Source organism: Silanimonas sp. (assembly GCF_027530345.1).
Taxonomy (GTDB): Bacteria; Pseudomonadota; Gammaproteobacteria; order Xanthomonadales; family Xanthomonadaceae; genus Silanimonas.
Window position 1 is genome coordinate 60,588 of sequence record NZ_JAPZQK010000016.1, and the last position, 19,386, is coordinate 79,973.

9 protein-coding genes and 2 pseudogenes are annotated in these 19,386 nt (G+C 70.3%); 7 read left to right on the forward strand and 4 right to left on the reverse strand.

Annotated features, from left to right (window positions below):
• From O9255_RS09055 to pbpC, 4 genes and pseudogenes are all read left to right on the forward strand, one after another.
• Nucleotides 1-498 (forward strand): annotated as a pseudogene (locus O9255_RS09055) (GAF domain-containing protein); the annotation flags it as partial.
• An 18-nt stretch (nucleotides 499-516) separates the two neighbouring features.
• Nucleotides 517-3,404, forward strand: a pseudogene (locus O9255_RS09060) (EAL domain-containing protein).
• Nucleotides 3,405-3,536: 132 nt separating this feature from the next.
• On the forward strand, nucleotides 3,537-9,371 hold the full coding sequence (locus O9255_RS09065) for an alpha-2-macroglobulin (RefSeq protein ID WP_297866533.1): 5,835 nt from the start codon (nucleotides 3,537-3,539) through the stop codon (nucleotides 9,369-9,371).
• A 34-nt stretch (nucleotides 9,372-9,405) separates the two neighbouring features.
• Nucleotides 9,406-11,769, forward strand: a complete 2,364-nt coding sequence (gene pbpC, locus O9255_RS09070; protein WP_297866534.1) for a penicillin-binding protein 1C — start codon at nucleotides 9,406-9,408, stop codon at nucleotides 11,767-11,769.
• A gap of 4 nt (nucleotides 11,770-11,773) precedes the next feature.
• Here pbpC and ppk2 read toward each other — a convergent pair whose 3' ends face one another.
• Nucleotides 11,774-12,586 carry a polyphosphate kinase 2 gene (gene ppk2, locus O9255_RS09075; protein WP_345781369.1) on the reverse strand — a complete coding sequence of 271 codons (813 nt, stop codon included), beginning with the start codon at nucleotides 12,584-12,586 and terminating at the stop codon, nucleotides 11,774-11,776.
• Nucleotides 12,587-13,109: 523 nt separating this feature from the next.
• Between ppk2 and O9255_RS09080 the strand changes: the two genes are divergently transcribed.
• Complete coding sequence (locus tag O9255_RS09080; protein WP_297866536.1) at nucleotides 13,110-13,676, forward strand: DUF805 domain-containing protein; 567 nt, start codon at nucleotides 13,110-13,112, stop codon at nucleotides 13,674-13,676.
• 8 nt (nucleotides 13,677-13,684) lie between these two features.
• Here the strand turns inward: O9255_RS09080 and O9255_RS09085 are convergent, their stop codons facing one another.
• From O9255_RS09085 to O9255_RS09095, 3 genes are read right to left on the reverse strand one after another with little or no spacing between them, the layout of a single operon-like run.
• Nucleotides 13,685-14,377: a hypothetical protein gene (locus tag O9255_RS09085; RefSeq protein WP_297866537.1), complete on the reverse strand. Its 693-nt coding sequence runs from the start codon at nucleotides 14,375-14,377 to the stop codon at nucleotides 13,685-13,687.
• A gap of 14 nt (nucleotides 14,378-14,391) precedes the next feature.
• Nucleotides 14,392-14,970 carry a sigma-70 family RNA polymerase sigma factor gene (locus tag O9255_RS09090; RefSeq protein ID WP_297866538.1) on the reverse strand — a complete coding sequence of 193 codons (579 nt, stop codon included), beginning with the start codon at nucleotides 14,968-14,970 and terminating at the stop codon, nucleotides 14,392-14,394.
• Nucleotides 14,971-15,015: 45 nt separating this feature from the next.
• Nucleotides 15,016-16,026, reverse strand: coding sequence for a LysR family transcriptional regulator (locus O9255_RS09095; protein ID WP_297866542.1), 1,011 nt, complete (start codon nucleotides 16,024-16,026; stop codon nucleotides 15,016-15,018).
• Between the two features lie 144 nt (nucleotides 16,027-16,170).
• Between O9255_RS09095 and aceB the strand changes: the two genes are divergently transcribed.
• Nucleotides 16,171-17,841: a malate synthase A gene (aceB, locus tag O9255_RS09100; protein WP_297866539.1), complete on the forward strand. Its 1,671-nt coding sequence runs from the start codon at nucleotides 16,171-16,173 to the stop codon at nucleotides 17,839-17,841.
• A 43-nt stretch (nucleotides 17,842-17,884) separates the two neighbouring features.
• Entirely contained in the window at nucleotides 17,885-19,186 is a 1,302-nt protein-coding gene (gene aceA, locus O9255_RS09105; protein WP_297866540.1) for an isocitrate lyase, read from the forward strand.
• Nucleotides 19,187-19,386 lie beyond the last annotated feature (200 nt).

Genomic DNA, 19,386 nt, shown 5'->3' on the forward strand with positions numbered 1-19,386 from the left:
GTGAGGGTGGCACACTGCGGGTGTCTTCATCCCGGGAACGCCATGCCAGCCGCCCGCCTTCCCGATGACGAGACGCAGCGCCTCGCCGCGCTGCGAGCACTCGGCCTGCTCGATACGCCGCCCGAACCTGAACTCGACGCCATCGTGCGGGCTGCGGCGGCCGTTTGCGGCACGCCGATCTCCCTCGTCAGCCTCGTCGACGCGGAACGGCAGTGGTTCAAGGCCAACCTCGGGCTGGAGGGTGTGGAGGAAACCCCGCGCGAGCTCGCCTTCTGTGCCCATGCGTTGTTGGACGGCAGCCTCCTCGAGGTGGAGGACGCGACGCGCGACGCCCGTTTCGCCGAAAACGCACTGGTGACCGGTGCGCCGGACATCCGCTTCTATGCCGGCATGCCGCTGGCCTTGGCCGACGGCGCGCGCATTGGCACGCTGTGCGTCATCGACCGTGTCCCGCGCCGACTCGATGACTCGCAGCGCGCGGCGCTCGCGGCGTTGGCTGAGGCCGCCGTCCGCATCATGGAAGGGCGCCGGCGGGATCGCCGAGACGTCGCCCGCGTCACCGCCGAACTGGCGCGGCTGTCGCAGGTGGCGCGTTTCACCTCGCATGCCGTGATCATGGCCGACGCCGAGGGGCGGACGACGTGGGTCAATGAGGGCTTCGAGCGCATCACCGGGTTCTCTGCGGCCGAGGTGATTGGGCGCAAACCGGGTGAACTGCTGCAGGTGCCCGAGTCCGATCCTGCGACGGTCGCGACGATCCGGGACGCGCTGCAACGCGGCGAGGGCTGCCGGGTTGAACTCCTCAACGGACACAAGGACGGCCATCGTTATTGGCTTGATCTGGAGATCCAGCCGTTGTTCGGCGCAGACGGCCGCGTCGAGGGCTTCATGGCCATCGAGAGCGACATCACCGCGCGCAAGGTCGATGAGGAGGCCTTGCGCCACAGCGAGATGTTGTTGAACCGCATCGGTGCCGTGGCCGGCGTCGGCGGTTGGTCGCTGGACCTCGACAGTGGCCGCTTGGAGTGGACTCAGGAAACCCGTCGACTGCACGGCGTGCCGGACGACTTCGTGCCCGACGTCGAGCAGGCGATCGGCTTCTATGCGCCCGAAGCCCGCGAGGTGATCCGCGCCGCGGTCGAGGCCGGCATCCGCGACCAGCGGCCATGGGACCTGGAACTGCCCATGCTCCGCCACGATGGCACGGGGTTCTGGGCCCGGGCCGTCGGTGTGCCCGAGGTGGAGGGTGGCCGCGTGGTGCGCCTCGTCGGTGCCTTCCAGGATGTCACCGCCGAGCGGGCGCAGCGCCTCGCGATCGAGGAGGCCCGCGAACGCATGGCTCTCGCCGTCGACTCCGGCCATGCCGGCATTTGGCACATCGACGTCGGGGCGCGCGAGGCCCATTGGGACGACTGGGTGTTCCGCCAATACGGTCGCGAACCGACCGGCCAACCTGTTCGCTATACCGATTGGGTCGAGTGGCTGCACCCGGATGATCGTGAGCGTGTCCTCGCCGAGATCCGCGAAGCGATGCGGGGCAAGTTCGTGGCGGGTGTCGAATTCCGCGTGATCTGGCCGGACGGCAGCGTGCACCACCTCCGCTCCGCCATCCGCGTGGTCACCGGGGGCGACGGCCGGCCGGTGCGGCTCATCGGCCTCAATTGGGACGTCACGGCGCAGCGTCTGGCGGAGGCCAGCCTTCGCCGCGAACGCGAGCTGCTCGAGGTCACGCTGCAGTCGATCGGCGATGCGGTGATCACCACCGACGCGAAGGGCGACGTGACGTGGATGAATCCTGTAGCGGAACGCCTGACCGGCTGGCCGAGCGCGGACGCCCGCGGCCTGCCCGTCACCCGCGTGTTCCAGATCGTGCACGAGCAGACGCGCGAACACGCGCGTGACCCGATCGCCGCCTGCCTCGAGGAGAAGCGCGTGGTCGGCCTGGCCCCCGAGACCCTGCTGCTCTCCCGCGACGGTGGCGAGTACGGCATCGAGGATTCGGCGGCACCGATCCGTGATTCGGACGGCACGGTGCTGGGTGCGGTCCTCGTGTTCCACGACGTCACCGAGCAACGCCGATTGAGCGGCGAGATGCGCTTCCGCGCCACGCACGATGCGCTGACCGGCTTGCACAACCGCCTGGAGATCGAAGCGCGGCTTCGCACCGTGCTCGCCGAGGCTTCGCAGGACGGCAGCACGCACACGCTGATGTACATCGACCTTGACCAGTTCAAGGTGGTCAACGACACCTGCGGCCACGCCGCCGGCGACCAGTTGCTGCAGCACGTCTCGCGCCTGATCGGCGACACCGTGCGCTCCCGAGACCTGCTGGCGCGCCTTGGGGGCGATGAATTCGCGGTCCTGCTGGAGCGCTGCACGCCCGAGCAGGGGCAGCGCGTCGCCCAGCAGATCTGCGATCGGCTTGAGGTCTATCGATTCGACCACGACGGCCACCGCTTCCGCATTGGTGCCAGCATCGGCCTGGCGCCAGTGGATGGCCGTTTTCCGACCGCCGCCGCCGTGCTTCAGGCCGCGGATTCCGCCTGTTTCGCCGCCAAGGAGGAAGGCCGGAATCGCGTGCATGTCTGGTTCGATAGCGACGCGGCGATCCAGGCCCGCCAGGGCGAGGCGCAGTGGGCCACGCGACTGGAACGCGCGCTCGACGAGGGGCGGTTCGATCTGTACGCGCAGCGCATCGAGCCCCTGCAAGGGACAGACGATGGGCTGCATGCGGAAGTGCTGTTGCGACTCATCGACAACGACGGGCAACGGCTGTCGCCGGCGATGTTCCTGCCAGCGGCGGAACGGTTCCATCTGGCGTCGCGCATCGATCGCTGGGTGCTCGGCGCCGTGTTGGACCGCATGGCCGCCCTCGGCGACGGGCCCGCGCCGGCGATGCTCTGCGTCAATCTGTCCGGCCAGTCGGTCGGCGATCGCGCCTTCCATCGGCATGCGGTCGAGCGCCTTGAAGCGGCCGGCCCGGCGATCTGTGCACGCCTCTGCGTCGAGATCACCGAAACCGCCGCGGTCACCAACATGGCCGACGCGAGCGTGTTCATCGATCGCGTCCGCAGTCTCGGGTGCGCGTGGCCCTCGATGACTTCGGCGCCGGCGCCTCGTCCTGGGGCTACCTGAAATCGCTGCGCGTGGACTACCTCAAGATCGATGGGCAGTTCGTGCGCGATGTCGTCGACGACGCCCTCGACGAGGCGGCCGTGCGGAGCTTCGTGGAAGTGGCGCACGTGCTCGGCGCCCGAACGGTCGCGGAGTTCGTGGATCGCCCCGAGGTGCTGGCGCGCGTCCGCGAGATGGGCGTGGACCATGCGCAGGGCTACCTGCTCCATCGCCCGGAGCCGCTCGAGGCGGTGCTCGGCCAACTGGCCGGCGTGGTGATTCCCGGCTGATCGCGGCCCGCCTGCCCGCGTTTCGCCATCGGTGGCCCGCGGCCGCCACGATTCGACCTCGGCCGCGTTCGGCGGCTCGTTATGATGCGGTGAAAGCGCGGCACCCCGCCGCGCCCGCCGCGCGAGCCCCCCATGAGCGTCACGGACGAATCCACCCCTTCTTCGTGGTCCAACCGCGTGTTCGGCGCGTGGCAGCCGCCGGCCTGGATCGGGCGATCCGCCGCATGGCTGCGGGCGAAGCCGGGCCCGCGCTTGGGCGGGCCGCTCGCCGCATTGGCCCTGGTCGCGCTCGCGACGTGGTGGTTCACCCGCGAGGTGCCGCTGCCGCCCGATGCGATCACCGTCGCCCTCGAGGCGCCCGGCGTCACCAACTACTCGGAAACGCCGATCACGGTGATGCCGCTGCGGCTGCGCTTCAGCGCGCCGGTGGCGACGCTCGAATCGGTGGGGGCGGAGGAAGGCACGGCGAAGCCGGTCGAGGGCTTGGCGCTGAAGCCTGCGCTGGCCGGCCGCTGGGCCTTCGAGGATGAATCGACCCTCGTCTTTACGCCCGCCGAGGACTGGCCGGTGGGCCAGGGCTACGAGATCACGCTGGATGCGCGGAAGGCGCTGGCACCGGATCGCGTGCTGGCCGAAACGCGGTTCGCCTTCGAGACCGCGGCGTTCGCCGCCGGCATCGACAATGCCGAGTTCTACCAGGATCCGGAAAGCGCCGGCCTGAAGCGCGCCGTCTGGGCGCTGACCTTCTCGCATCCGGTGGACGCCGACGCCCTGCGTTCGCGACTGTCCACGAAGGCCGTCGATGGGGCCGACCGCTCGCTGGCTGCGCCGCCGATCGAAGTGCGCTTCGACGAGCCGGGCCTCAAGGCCTGGGTGCAGACCGCGCCGCTCACGGTGCCGGAGAACGGCGGCCGCGTGACGCTTACCCTCGCCGAAGGCGCGAAGAGTCGCCTCGAGGGCCCCGGGCGTGCCGGTGAAACCGAGTCCAGCGTCGTGATGCCTTCGCTGTATTCCGTGGCGCTCGACAATGTCGAAGCCACCGTCGTCGACGACGAAAACGGCGAGCCGAAGCAGCTGATCGTGCTGTCCTTCAACGACACGCTGAAGGATCGTGACATCGCCTCGCAGGTGAAGCTGTGGCTGCTGCCCGAGCGCTTCGTGCCGAGCCCGCAGCGCCGGGCCGATCCCGACAGCAGCCACCAGCAGACCGTGCCTTATCCGTGGTCGGAGGGCGAAGTCGATGCGGCCACATTGAAGGCCGCTACACCCTTGAGCTTCGAACTGCTGCCCGGCGAGCGCGAATGGGTGGAGACGCACACGCTGCGCTTCGAGGCGCCGCCCGGCCGCCGGCTGTGGCTGGAATTGCCGAAGGGCCTGAAGAGCTTCGGCGGCTTCCTGCTGGGCCAGCCGCAGCGCCGCCTGCTCGTCGTGCCCGAGTACCCGAAGTTGCTGCGCTTCGTCGGTGAGGGCGCGCTGCTTTCGCTGCGCGGCGAGCGCCGCGTGAGCCTCGTGGCGCGCAACACGCCGGACGTGCGCCTGGAGATCGGCCGCGTGCTGCCGGAGCAACTGCAGCTGCTGGTCGCCACCAATGACGGCCAACTGCAGAACCCCTCGCTGTGGCGCGTCGACGAGGACATGCTGGTCGAGCGTTTCGAGGAGACGCTGTCGATCCCGACCGTCGACCCGGCGAAGGCGAACTACCGCGGCGTCGACCTCGGCACCTACTTCAATGCCAACGAGCGCGGCGTGTTCCTGCTGTCCCTGCGCTCGATGAATGCCGACGAGGCCGCGCTGAGCACGCGCGAGCGGCTCGACCGCAACGCCGGCCAGCAGACCGACTCGCGACTCGTCGTATTGACCGACCTCGGCGTGCTGGCCAAGACCGAGCTCGACGGCCGCCGCAAGGTGTTCGTGCAGAGCCTCTCCGACGGCACGCCGGTGGCCGGCGCGCTGGTGTCGGTGGTGGGCCGCAACGGCCAGGTGGTGGCTGCGGCCAGCACCGACGCCGACGGCGTGGCGAGCTTGCCGACCTTCGAACCCTTCGTCCGCGAGCGCACGCCGGTGCTGCTGCGGGTCACCCGCGGCGAGGACATGAGCTTCCTGCCCCTGGGCGACTGGTCGCGCCAGCTCGACACCTCGCGCTTCGACGTGGGCGGCGAGATCAACCACGTCGATCCGGGGGCCTTGAAGGCGGTGCTGTTCTCCGACCGCGGGCTGTACCGCCCCGGCGAAACCGTGCACCTCGGCCTGATCCTGCGTGCGCAGGACTGGGCGAAGACCCCGGCGGGCGCACCGCTGGAGCTCGACATCCTCGACCCCACGGGCAACCTCGCGCGCCGCGAGACGATCCGCTTCGGAGCCGCGGGCTTCGAGGGCTTCGATTTCACCCCGGGTGAGAGCGCGCCGTCCGGCACGTGGATGGCCCAGCTCTACCTCAAGGGCAAAAACGACTACGACCGTCGCCTCGTGGGCGGCACCACGGTGCAGGTGCGCGAGTTCCAGCCCGACACGCTGAGGGTCAAGACGACGCTGTCCACGGCGCCGCAGCGCGGCTGGGTGCGTCCGGATGCGCTGAAGGCGGTCGTTGATGTCGAGAACCTGTTCGGCACGGCGGCGCAGGACCGCCGCGTCACCGCGCAGCTGCGCCTCACGCCGAGTGTGCCGGCCTTCGACCAGCATCCGGGCTTCCGTTTCAGCGATCCGCAGCAGGCCCGCGAGGGCGTGCAGCAGGATCTCGAAGACGCGCGGACGGACGCGGAAGGTCGCGCAGAGATCGCGCTCGGTCTCGAGCAGTACGAGCGCGCCAGCTACCGCCTCGACCTGCTGGTGCGCGCCTACGAGCCCGGCAGTGGCCGAGGCGTGGCCTCGACGCTGCGGGCGCTGGTCTCCGACCAGCCCTACCTCGTCGGCATCAAGGCGGCTGATTCGCTCGGCTACGTGAATCGCGGCTCGCGCGCCTCGGCCGAGGTGCTGGTGATCGGTCCGGACGGCGCGCCGCTGGCGGTCGACGGGCTGCAGGCCGTACGCATCGAGAAGCGCATGGTCTCGGTGCTGACGCGCGGCGATGACGGCCTGTTCCGCTTCGTCTCGCGCGAGCGCCGCGAGGAGAAATCGCGCGCTGCGCTGACTTCGAAAGCGGGCGCGCAGGCGCTGGCGCTCGACACGGCGACTCCGGGCGACTTCATCCTCGAGATCCAGGATGCGCAGGGCCGCGTGCTCAATTCGCAGGCCTGGACCGTGGTGGGTGATGCCAACCTCTCGCGCTCGCTGGAGCGCAACGCCGAGCTGCAGTTGAGCCTGTCGAAGCCGAGCTACGCGGCGGGCGAAGAGATCGAGGTCTCGATCCGCGGGCCGTATGCGGGCGCCGGCCTGATCACGATCGAACGCGACAGCGTGGTCGCGCAGCGCTGGTTCAAGGCCGACACCACCAGCACGGTGCAGCGCATCCGCGTGCCGGACGGCTTGGAGGGCAATGCCTACGTGTCGGTGACCCTGCTGCGCGATCCGGCGAGCGAGGAAATCCACCTGAGCCCGCTCTCGTGGGGCGTGGTGCCTTTCGCCATCGACCGCACGCCGCGCCAGCTGCCGCTGACGATGACGGCACCGGCGCGCTCGCGCCCGGGCCAGCCGCTGGCCATCGATGTCGATGCCGGTGGGCCGGCCCGCGTCGCGGTGTTCGCGGTGGACGAAGGCATCCTCCAGGTGGCGGGCTATCGCGTCGACGATCCGCTCGATGCCTTCTTCGCCAAGCGCATGCACCAGGTGGACAGCGCACAGATTCTCGACCTGCTGCTGCCGGAGTTCGCGCGTTTCGCTGACGGCGCCGCCCCCGGTGGTGACGGCGAGGGCGCCGGTGCGCGCCATCTGAACCCGTTCAAGCGCAAGGGCGAGAAGCCCGCCGTGTGGTGGTCGGGCGTGGTCGACATCGAGGGTGCCAAGCGCTTCGAATTCACGCCGCCGGACCACTTCAATGGCGAACTGCGCCTCGTGGCGGTCGCGGTGACGCCGGAGCGCGTGGGTTTCCGCGAAGGCAAGACGACGATCCGCGGCGACTTCGTGCTGACGCCGACCCTGCCGACGCACGTGGCCCCCGGCGATGAGTTCGTGGTGCCGGTGGGCATTGCCAATACCATCGAGGGCGCGACGCAGCCGGCCAATGTGGCCCTGCAAGTCACGCTGCCGCCCTCGCTGGCGCTGGTCGGCGATGCGCCCGCGCCGGTCACGTTGAAGCCCGGCGACGAGACCGTGGTGAACTTGCGGCTGAAGGCCTCGCAGGCGCTCGGTGCCGTGCCGATCACGCTGCGTGCGAGCAGCGGGCGATTCGCCGCGCAGCGCCGCCTCGAAGTGTCGGTGCGGCCGCTGCAGCCCTCGCTCACGACGGTCAACGTGCAGCAGGCCTCGCGCAACACCGCGATCACCGACCTGCGTGCGATGTTCGACGAGCGCGCCAATCGTCGTCTGGCGGCGTCCAGTTCGCCGCTCGTGGCGCTGACGGGCTTGCAGGCGTGGCTCGGCGACTACCGCTACAGCTGCACCGAGCAGCTCGCCAGCCAGGCCCTGCCCGGCCTCGTGCTGCGCTCGCACCCGGCCTTTGGCCGCACGCGCGGCGACGGCGATCTCAGCGGCCTGTTCAACACGCTGCGCGCGCGGCAGAACGGCGACGGGGGTTTCGGCACCTGGACCTCGACGCCGGACGTCGATCCGCTGGTCTCGGCCTACGCCGTGATGGTGCTGGTGGAAGCGCGTGAGCGTGGCGAACGCGTGCCGGGTGACCTTCTCGACCGCGCCAACCAGTGGCTGGCGCAGGCGGCGACGGATGCGAGCCGCAACGACCTCGCCGGTCTGCGCGCCCGCGCGCTGGCCGTGTACCTGCAGGTGCGACAGGGCGAATCCGCCGGCAACGCGCTGGCCGCGCTCGTCGAGCAGTTGGAGCGCGACCAGCCCAAGGCCTGGCGCGAGGATCTCGCCGGCCTGCTGGTGGCCGCCAGCTACAGCGGCCTGCAGCAGACCGCGGCTGCCGCGCCCTTGGCGCGTCGCCACCGCGAGATCGCCAACGAAGTCGCGAAGCCGTGGTCGCAGTTCACCGAAGCGGAGCGTGTGGCGCTGTATTCGCGCTGGGCCTACGGCGACTACTACGACCCGTTCGGCGCGCAGGCCTGGCGCCTGTACCTGCTGGGCAAGCATTTCCCCGACCAGCGTCGCCTGCTGAATGCCGAAGCCACGACCCGCCTGTTGGCCTCGGTGAATGAGCAGGGCCTCAACAGCCTCAACAGCGCGTTGGCCGTGCTGGCTCTCGACGCCGTCGGTGGCGAGACCGCCGCGCCGGTGCGGTTCGAGCAGGAGTGGCGCGGTGGCAAGGCGGCCTTCGGCGAATCGAAGGACGGCGTGCTGGCCGGCCCCTTCCGCGCCGATGCGACGCGCCTGATGGTGATGCCGGAGGCCGGGAAGACCGTGTGGGTGGCGCGCACCGAAGCCGGCTTCGACCGCGCGCCGCCGCCGGCGGTGCAGGACCAGGGCCTCGAGGTGCAGCGCGATTTCCTCGACGAGGCCGGCAAGCCGACCACGACCGTCGAACAGGGCAAGGAGCTCACGGTGCGACTGCGCGTGCGTGGTTCGGGTTGGGACAACGTGGCGATTCTTGATCTGTTGCCGGGCGGTTTCGAAGCCGTGCTGGTGCCGCCGACGGCCCCCGAAGGTGCCGCACAAGGCGCGGCCCAGCCCGCGGCGCCGGTGCTGTCCCTGCCGGAGTCGACCTTCCGCCCGGTGCATGAGGAGATTCGCGAAGACCGCCTCGTGCTTTACGGCAGCGTTTCGGACGGCATGCAGGAGTTCCGCTACCGCGTCCGCGCGACGGCCACGGGCACGTTCCAGGTGCCGCCGATCTTCGCCGAGCACATGTACCGCAACGGCGTGATCGCGCGCGGCGGCCCGGCCGGCACGCTCACCGTCACCGAGCCGGCGCGCTGAGCGCCGGCGTCGTCCCCGCCTCGCGCGCGATCCAATGCGTCTGCCGCGCGCGCTGAAGTGGGGCTTGGGGGTCGCGGCGCTGCTGGCCGTGACCCTGCTGGTGATCCGGCTGTGGCCGAAGCCACCGCTCTCGGCCGGCGTGCCGGTGTCGACCGCGGTGCTCGATGCCGATGGCCGGCTGCTGCGTCTGACGCTCGCGGCCGACCAGCGCTACCGCCAGTGGCTGCCGCTGCAGGCGATCTCGCCGACCCTGGTCGATGCGGTCCTGCTGCACGAGGACCGCCACTACCGCTGGCATCCGGGCGTCAATCCGATCGCCTTGGCGCGCGCGGCCGGCAGCACGTATTCCGGTGGCCCGCGCATCGGGGGTTCGACGATCACCATGCAGCTCGCGCGCCTGCGCTGGCGGCTGGAAACGCGCGACGTGCCCGGCAAGCTGGTGCAGATCGCCCGTGCGCTGCAGCTCGAGGCGATGTACTCCAAGGATGACCTCCTTGAGGCCTATCTCAACCTCGCGCCCTACGGCGGCAACGTCGAAGGCGTGGGCGCCGCCTCGCGCATCTACTTCGACAAGGCCGCCAGCGAACTCTCGTTGCCGGAGGCGCTGGCGCTCGCGGTGATGCCGCAGGCCCCGAACCCGCGCGGGCGATTCGTCGTCGATGCGCGCGGCGTCACGACCCTGGGCCCCGGCCTGCAGGCCGCGCGGCAGCGCTTGTACGCGCGCTGGGTCGACGCGCACGGCACCGCGTCCGTCGAGGACGCCACCGACATGGCCGCGCGCATGGCCCTGCCGCTGCGCCTTCGTCCGACCCGCGCGCTGCCCTTCGCCGCCCCGCACTTCGTCGATCGTGTGCTGTCCGCGCAGCAGCGCCACGGCCCGCGTCCGCCGGAGATCGCCACGCCGCTGGATCGCCGCCTGCAGCGCCTCGTCGAACGTCGCGTGCGCGCGCACCTGCAGCGCGAGGCCGCGCGCGGGCTCGACAATGCCGCCGTGCTCGTCGTGGACACACGCGACATGGGCGTGGTCGCGCTCATGGGCTCGGCCGACTGGCGCAACGCCGCGATCAGCGGGCAGGTGAACGGCACCGCCGCGCTGCGCTCGCCGGGCTCGACGCTGAAGCCCTTCCTCTACGCCTTGGCCATCGACCAGGGCCAGCTGCATCCCGCCACGGTGCTGCGCGACGTGCCAAGCGCCTACGGTGCCTACACGCCGGAGAACTACGACGGCCGCTTCCAAGGGCCGGTCACCGCGACCGAGGCCCTGAACCGCAGCCGCAACATCCCGGCCGTCACCGTCGCCTCGCGGCTGCGCTCACCGGACCTGTTCGACCTGCTGCGCGACGCCGGCGTGCCGAAGCTGCGCACCCGCGAGCACTACGGCCTGGCCCTCGTGCTCGGCGGCGGCGAAGTGCGCGGCGAAGACCTGGCAAGGCTGTACGCGATGCTCGGCGGTGATGGCCGCCTTCGCCCGCTGCGCTTCCGCGCGGCGGACGAGCGCAGCGAAGGCACCGCGATGCTCAGCCCCGAAGCGGCCTTCATGACGCTGGACATGCTGCGTCGGAATCCGCGGCCGGGCGGCGCGACGGCCAGCGACCTCGGGCACTGGCCGGTGGCGTGGAAGACCGGCACCAGCTGGGGCTTCCGCGACGCATGGACGGCGGGCGTGGTCGGGCCGTACGCGGTGGTGGTGTGGATGGGGCATTTCGACGGCCGTGCGAACCCCGCGCTGATCGGTGTCGAGGCCGCCGCACCACTGTTCTTCTCCATCGCCGACGCCATGCGCGCCGAAGGCTACGACGTGACGCCGCAGCGCACGACGGCCTCGCGCATGAAGCGCGTCAGCGTCTGCCTCGCCAGCGGCGACCTGCCGAACGCGTGGTGCCCGCAGCGCGGCGAGACCTGGTTCATCCCCGGCGTTTCGCCGATCCGCGTCAGCACGGTGCATCGTCCCGTGCAGATCGATCGCACGAGCGGCCGCGTGGCCTGCGGCGCCTTCGACCCGGCGACGATGCGGCGCGAGATCTACGAGTTCTGGCCGAGCGACCTCGCGCGGGTGTTCGCCCAAGCCGGCCTGCCGCGCCGCAAACCGCCGCCGGGCGCGGACTGCGCGGGCGCGGCCGAGTGGCTGGGCAGCGCGCCGCAGATCACCCAGCCCTATCGAGCGACGCGCTACCGCTTGCACTTCGATGGACGCGAGCAGCCCGGCATCCCGCTGGCCGCGACCACCGACGCCGACGCGCGCACGGTGTTCTGGTTCGCGGACGGCGCCTTCATCGGCGAATCGGCGAGCGGGCGTGCGATCGCCTGGGCCCCGCGCCGCGCCGGGCGCGTGCTGCTGCGCGCCGTCGATGAGCACGGCCGCGGCGACGAGCGCGAGGTGGTGGTGGAGGCGGAGTAGGGGGCTACATCCCCTGCGCCGTCTGCTCGCCCTGCTCGTAGACGACGTGCGCGCGGCCGACGATCAGCGGGTCGAGCTTGCCGATCGCCGCGCCGTCCTTGTTCGCGTACGGCAGCTTGTGCAGCACGTAGCGCATGGCGTTCAGTCGTGCGCGCTTCTTGCAGTCGCTCTTGATCACGGTCCACGGCGAGTCGGCGGTGTCGGTGCCAAAGAACATCGCCTCTTTCGCGCGGGTGTAATCGTCCCACTTGTCCAGCGAGGCCTTGTCGATCGGCGAGAGCTTCCACTGCTTGAGCGGATGCGATTCGCGCTCCTTGAAGCGGCGGCGCTGCTCCTTGCGGCTCACGCTGAACCAGAACTTCACCAGGTGCACGCCGCTGCGGACGAGGTGGCGCTCGAATTCCGGCGCTTGGCGCATGAACTCGGTGTATTCGGCGTCGGCGCAGAAACCCATCACCCGCTCGACGCCGGCGCGGTTGTACCAGCTGCGGTCGAACATCACGATCTCGCCGCGCGTGGGCAGGTGTTCGACATAGCGCTGGAAATACCACTGGCCCTGCTCGGTGGGCGTGGGCTTCTCCAGCGCGACGACGCGGGCGCCACGCGGATTGAGGTGCTCCATGAAGCGCTTGATCGCGCCGCCCTTGCCGGCGGCGTCGCGGCCTTCGAACAGGATGACCACGCGTTGGCCCGTCTCCTTCACCCAGGCCTGCAGCTTCAGCAGTTCCACCTGCAGGTTGAACTTGTGCTTCTCGTAGGGGCCGCGGCGCAGCAGGTTGAGGTACGGGTAGCCGCCCTCGCGCCAGTCGGGGGCCAGCAGGTCGTCGGGGTCGGGGATCTCTGGTGGGGGCGCATCCGGGGCGAGCAGGGCCGAGCGCAGCGCGCGGGCATCGTCGGGGTCGGCGCCGTCGATCAGGGCGCGCAGGGCCCGGGCACGGTCGCTGACGGCGTCCGGATGGGTGGGGTGCAACAGGCCTTCCGCGGTGGCGACCACCCCGCTCTGGGCGGCGACGGTCCGGACGGCCGCCACGCGGTCGCCGATGGCCTCGGGTTCGAGGCGGGGCGGCACATCACCGCGGCGGCTGGGGCGGACTTCCGTGGCGACGCGGCGCGGGGAGGGCGGGCGGCGTTGGGTCGAGGGGCTCATGGGCGCGGTCTCCTTCGGAGCCCGGTGCGGCCCCACGGCCTCACTCTGCGCCGCCCCTCGCGGGCGCGAATTGAGCCGGATCAAAGCCGCTGTCGGCCTCGTGTCGGGCCGTGTCGGCCTGCTGTCGTCACCCTTGGCCACCTTCGGGCAGGATGCTGGCGGGGTCGAACACCGTTCCCCGGAGGAGGACCCCATGCATATCGACAGCACCCGTCTACGCGAGCTGCGCACCGCCAAGCGGTGGTCGCAGGAGCAACTGGCCGAACTCAGCGGCCTCAATCTGCGAACCATCCAGCGTCTGGAAACCGGGGCCAAGGTCTCGACCGAATCCCTGCGGGCCCTCGCCGCGGTGTTCGAAGTGCCGGCCGAGACCCTGCTGGTGCGCGACCCCCGCTTCCGCCCCAATGCCCCCAGCCAAGCCGTGCTCGACGCGATGCTGGAGGGCGTGGTGCGCGGCCTCGACTTCACCGGGATCAGCCCGCGTCCCGCGTTCTGGTGGTTCATGCTCGCCGTGGTCATGGTGCTCGGCGTGGGCGAGGCGTTCGCGGAATGGCTTGGGCCGTTTCCGGCCCGCTTGGTCGGCCTGATCGTGTTGCTGCCTTGGATCGCCGCCAGCTGCCGGCGACTTCGCGATGCCGGCTTGAGCCCGTGGTGGACGCTGATCGCCCTGGCGCCGGTGGGCGGCATCCTGATCCTGCTGTGGCTGTGGACCTTCCCGAGCAAGGCCGCCGAAACCCCGGAGGAGGTGAAGGCGTTCTGAGGCCTGGATCAGCGGCCTTCGGCCTCGAAGGCCCGCACGTCCGACAGCGCCAGTTCCGCCCGGCGCACGCTCTGGCCGGCCGCATTGGCGCGCATCGACGCGCCGAAGCGGGGATGGCGTTCGGCCCAGCGAAGGATGGCCCACACGGCCGCGGTGCCGCCCACCGCCCACAGCGCCAGCCAGCCGATCAGGGACGGCCGCTCGGTCCATACATCGGCGCCGAGCACGGCTAGGCCCATCAGCAGCAGCGGCACCCAGATCACGCCGCCGGCCAGGCCAAGGACCCAGCCCACGGTCTCGCGCCAGCGCCGCAGCGCGGCGAGGGCGCCCTGCATATCGAGCACCGCACCGGTCATCCGCACGCGGCGGATCAGCGAGAGCTCGTGGCCGGCGGAGGCGATCAGCGCGACGGCATAGGCCTGCACCAGCACGCCGTAGACGATGAACTGCGCGCCGGCGTCCATGCGCTTCGCCCAGAAGGCGACGGCAATCGTGGCCAGGGTCACGCCGGCGATCGCCTGCAGGCCGAGGCCGATGGCGAGCGGGCGCAGCGCCCGGCGGCTGGCGAGCTGGCCGGCGCTCGCTCGGGCTTCGGCATCGCGGGCGCGCTCGATGGCATTCGCCTCCGACTGCAGGGCTTCGATGCGCGCCAGCCGTTCGTCGAGCGATTTCCAGGTGGTTTTGAGGGTGTCGAGGTCCATGGTGGTCTCCACGGTCAGGGTTCCAGTTCGGTGCGCAGTCGCGCTTTCAGTCGGTTGAGGCGGACGCCAACGTTGCTCTCGGAGAGGCCGAGCACATCGCCGATCTCGCGGTAACCCAAGTCGTCGAGCCACAGCAGCAGCAAGGCGCGGTTCAACGGATCGAGGCCGGCGATGACGCGGTGCAGGTCGCGCTGCTGGGCGATCTGTTCCGGCGTAGCGCCGGGGTCGACGAGGTGGTCGAGCGGGTCGTGCGCGCTGTCGTCATCGGCCTGCGAATCCGCCGCGGTCGAGCCGCGCCCCGGTGCACGCATCGCGCTGCCGCCGCGCACTTGCGTCGCGCGCCGCCCACTCAGGCAGACGTTGAGCGCCACGCGGTAGGCCCAGGTGGCGAAGGGGCGTTCGCCGTCCCAGGCGGGAAACACCGCCCACAGCTGCGCGGCCATGTCCTGCTCGAGGTCGGCGCGGTCGGCCGGGCAGTCGCTGAAACCCCAGGCGATCTTGCGCAGCAGGCCACGGTGCTGGCCGAGCAGCAGGGCGAAGCGTTCGCGGCGGGTGTCGATGGCGTCGGTCATCGGGGCGGTGAGGGCGTCCATGCCGGGGTGATACGCGCGAGCATGGCGGATCCTTACGCGGCTGACTCAGCGCTCCGAATGCCCCGCTTCGAACCAGTCCTTGCGCTTGAACAGGCCCGGCTTGATCAGGTCGACGAAGGCGCGCGCCGGTCCCGTCAGTGATTTGCCCTTGCGCACCAGCACACCGTAGGTGCGCGAGGGGAAGTACTCGCGCAGCGGGCGCGCCACGAGGCGCGCCTTGTCGGCGTCGGTCAGGCAAAGCGCCGACACCACCGAGATGCCGAGGTCCTGCGCGACGTACTGCTTGATCACTTCCCAGCCGCCGACTTCGATCGCGACGGTGTAGGGCACGCGGCGCTGTTCGAAGGCGGTGGTGACCATGCGCCAGGTCGACAGCTGCTTGGGCGGCAGGATCAGTCCGTGCGGCGAAAGATCCTCGAGCTTGATCGCCGAACGCTTCGCCAGCGGATGCTGCGGCGCGGTGATCAGCATGGCGTCGAAGCGCTGCAGCGGCGCGTAGTCGATGTCGTTGGGCACTTCCCACATCGCGCCCACCGCGAAATTCACTTCATCGGCGCGCAGCTTCGCGAGGCCGGCCTGGCCCGTGACGCTGTGCAGGTGCAGGCGCACGTCGGGCCGCAGCGCGCGGAATGCCGCCAGCGGCTCTGGCAGCAGGTGCAGCAGGGTGGAACTGCCGGCCGCGATGTGCAGTTCGCCACCCTCGAGCCCGCCTTGGCTGCCGCGGAAGGCCTCGTCGAGGCCCTCGAAGCCGTCGATCAGCGGCCGCGCCAGGTCGTAAAGGGCCTGCCCGTCGCGGGTGAGCGAGAGGCGTCGGCCGACACGCTCCAGCAAGGGCACGCCGTAGTGGCTTTCCAGCGCCTTGAGCTGCAGGGAGACGGCCGGCTGGCTGAGGAACAGGGCCTCCGCCGCGCGGCTGACCGAGCCCAAGCGCGCCACCTGGCAGAAGGCCTGCAAGGGCTTGAGGCGGCTTCCCTTGTAGTAGAAGCGGCCGGAATCCGCTTCGGGCTTCCGCTCTGAAGCCGACTTTTGGGGGCGCTTTCGCGTCACGTTGGCCATGGATTCCGATAGATATTTGAGGAACTCATACATCGTATCCACAGATTTGCTTTGTCAACAATCGCTCAGAGGGTGAGCTTGGGCCCCATGCCGGAGCCCTGACCCGCTCCGCCCCGAACCCGCCGCACGGACCCGCTTCGCCCCATGAGCACCGCCACCGAGCCCACCCGCACCCCCGATTCCCCCACGCAGGCCGCCACCGGCTTCCGCCGCGTCGGCCGCCCGGTCGAGGGCGAGGCCACGATCTTGGTGCCCGAGCTGCAGGCCCTGCTCACCGACCTGCACCGCCTGTTCGAGCCGGCCCGCCGCCAGCGCCTGGCCGCCCGCGTCGCCCGCCAGGCCGAGTTCGATGCCGGGATGCTGCCGGACTTCCGCGCCGACACGCGTTCGATCCGGGAAGGCGACTGGACCGTGGCCCCGATCCCGGCCGCCCTGCAGGACCGCCGCGTCGAGATCACCGGCCCGGTCGACCCGAAGATGGTCATCAACGCGCTGAACTCGGGCGCCAACTGCTTCATGGCCGATTTCGAGGACAGCAACGCGCCGTCCTTCGCCAACCAGATCACCGGCCAGCGCGCCCTGCGCGACGCCGTCGACGGCATCCTGACCTTCACCGCGCCGGAGACCGGCAAGCGCTACGCGCTCGACCCGGCCAGCAAGACCGTGCTGATCGTCCGCCCGCGCGGCTGGCACCTCGACGAGGTGCACGTGACGGTCGACGGCCAGCCGATGGGCGGCGGCCTGTTCGACCTCGCCACCTTCGCCTTCCACAACGCCAAGACCCAGGCCTGGCGCGAGCGCGGCCCGTACTTCTACCTGCCGAAGATGGAGTGCATGGAGGAAGCGCGCCTGTGGGACGAGGTGATGGCCTTCCTCGAAGTGCGCCTCAACCTGCCGGTGGGCACGATGAAGGCGACGGTGCTGATCGAAACGCTGCCGGCCGTGTTCGAGATGCACGAGATCCTGCACGCGCTGCGCGGCCGCATCGTCGGCCTGAACTGCGGCCGTTGGGATTACATCTTCAGCTGGCTGAAGACGCTGCGCCGCCACGCCGACAAGGTGCTGCCGGAGCGCGGCCAGGTGACGATGGCCCAGCCCTTCCTGAAGGCCTATTCCGAACTGCTGATCCAGACCTGCCACCGCCGCGGTGCGCATGCGATGGGCGGCATGGCGGCGCAGATCCCGATCAAGGGCGATGACGAGGCGAACGAGCGCGCGATGCAGCGCGTGCGCGCCGACAAGCTGCGCGAAGTCACCGCCGGCCACGACGGCACCTGGGTGGCGCATCCGGCCCTGATCCCGATCGCGCGCGAAGTCTTCGACGCGCACATGCCGAAGGCGAACCAGCACCACGTCAAGCGCGAGGACGTGCAGGTCACGCGCGACGACCTGCTCAAGCCCTCGCTCGGCACCATCACCCGCGCCGGCTTCGACAACAACGTCGATGTCTGCGTGCGCTACATGGCGGCGTGGTTGGCCGGCAGCGGCTGCGTGCCGATCCACCACCTGATGGAGGACGCCGCCACCGCCGAGATCAGCCGCACCCAGCTGTGGCGCTGGCTGCACCACCCGCAGGTCGCCGCGAAGAACGGCGTTCCCGCCGAACCGCTGCACCTCGACGACGGCACGCCGGTGGATTGGGCGCTGTTCGAGCGCGCGCTGATCAACCTGCCGTCGGTCATTGGCGACCGCCGCGCGATCACCGGTGGCGAACGCCTCGATGCCGCCATCGCCCTGCTCGACCGCCTCACCCACGCCGACACCCTCGAAGCCTTCCTCACCAGTGCGGCCTATCCGCAACTGGTGAACCTGTGACCCCGAACCCCTGACCCCACGCGAAACCCCCAAGGACACCGCCATGAGCACGCTGCCGACCGCCGACCAACTGAAGCACGACTGGGCCACTAACCCCCGCTGGAAGGGTGTGACCCGCAACTACACCGCCCACGACGTCGTCCGTCTTCGCGGCACCGTTCCGGTCGAGCACAGCATCGCCAAGCTCGGCGCGCAGAAGCTGTGGCGCTCGCTGCAGACGGAAGACTTCATCAACGCGCTCGGCGCGCTGACGGGTAACCAGGCCATGCAGCAGGTCAAGGCCGGCCTGAAGGCCATCTACCTCTCGGGCTGGCAGGTCGCGGCGGACGCCAACCTCGCCGGCGAGATGTACCCCGACCAGTCGCTGTACCCGGCGAACTCGGTGCCGCAGGTCGTGAAGCGCATCAACAACACCCTGCTGCGCGCCGACCAGATCCAGTGCGCCGAAGGCACGGGCGACATCGACTACCTGCAACCGATCGTGGCGGATGCCGAAGCCGGCTTCGGTGGCGTGCTCAACGCCTTCGAGCTGATGAAGGCGATGATCGAGGCCGGCGCCTCGGGCGTGCACTTCGAAGACCAGCTCGCCTCGGTGAAGAAGTGCGGCCACATGGGCGGCAAGGTGCTGGTGCCGACCCGCGAAGCCATCGAGAAGCTCAACGCCGCGCGCCTCGCCGCCGACGTCATGGGCGTGCCGACGCTGATCGTCGCCCGCACCGACGCCGAAGCCGCCGATCTGCTCACCTCCGATGTCGACGCCAACGACCGCCCGTTCTGCACCGGCGAGCGCACCGTCGAGGGCTTCTACAAGACCCGCCCGGGTGCCGAGCAGGCGATCAGCCGCGGCCTCGCCTACGCCCCCTACGCCGACCTGGTCTGGTGCGAGACGGGCAAGCCGGACCTCGCCTTCGCCAAGCGTTTCGCGGAAGCCATCCACGCCAAGTACCCGGGCAAGCTGCTGGCCTACAACTGCTCGCCGTCCTTCAACTGGAAGAAGAACCTCGACGACGCGACCATCGCGCGCTTCCAGAAGGAACTCGCGGCCATGGGCTACAAGTTCCAGTTCATCACCCTGGCGGGCTTCCACTCGCTCAACTACGGCATGTTCGACCTGGCCCACGGCTACGCCCGCCGCCAGATGAGCGCCTTCGTCGAGCTGCAGGAGCGCGAGTTCGCCGCCGCCGAGCGCGGCTTCACCGCGGTGAAGCACCAGCGCGAAGTCGGCACCGGCTACTTCGACGCGGTGACGCAGACGATCCAGGCCGGCCAGAGCTCGACCACGGCGATGCGCGGCAGCACCGAGGAAGAGCAGTTCCACGGCGAGAAGGAGACCGTCGCGGCCTGAGCCGCGGCGAACGGCCCCGCGGGGAGCGGGGCCGGGTTCCGATCCACCAGTGCAAAAAAGAAGGCGCTGTTCGCGTTGATTGTTGATCGTCTCGAACGGTGAGCCGGGGTGGGAGCACGGTTTAGACACGGCCCGAGGATTTCGGGCGTGGAGAAGCCGGATGCGTGCTCGAGAACTGAAGCGTTGGTTGGCGGAGGCTG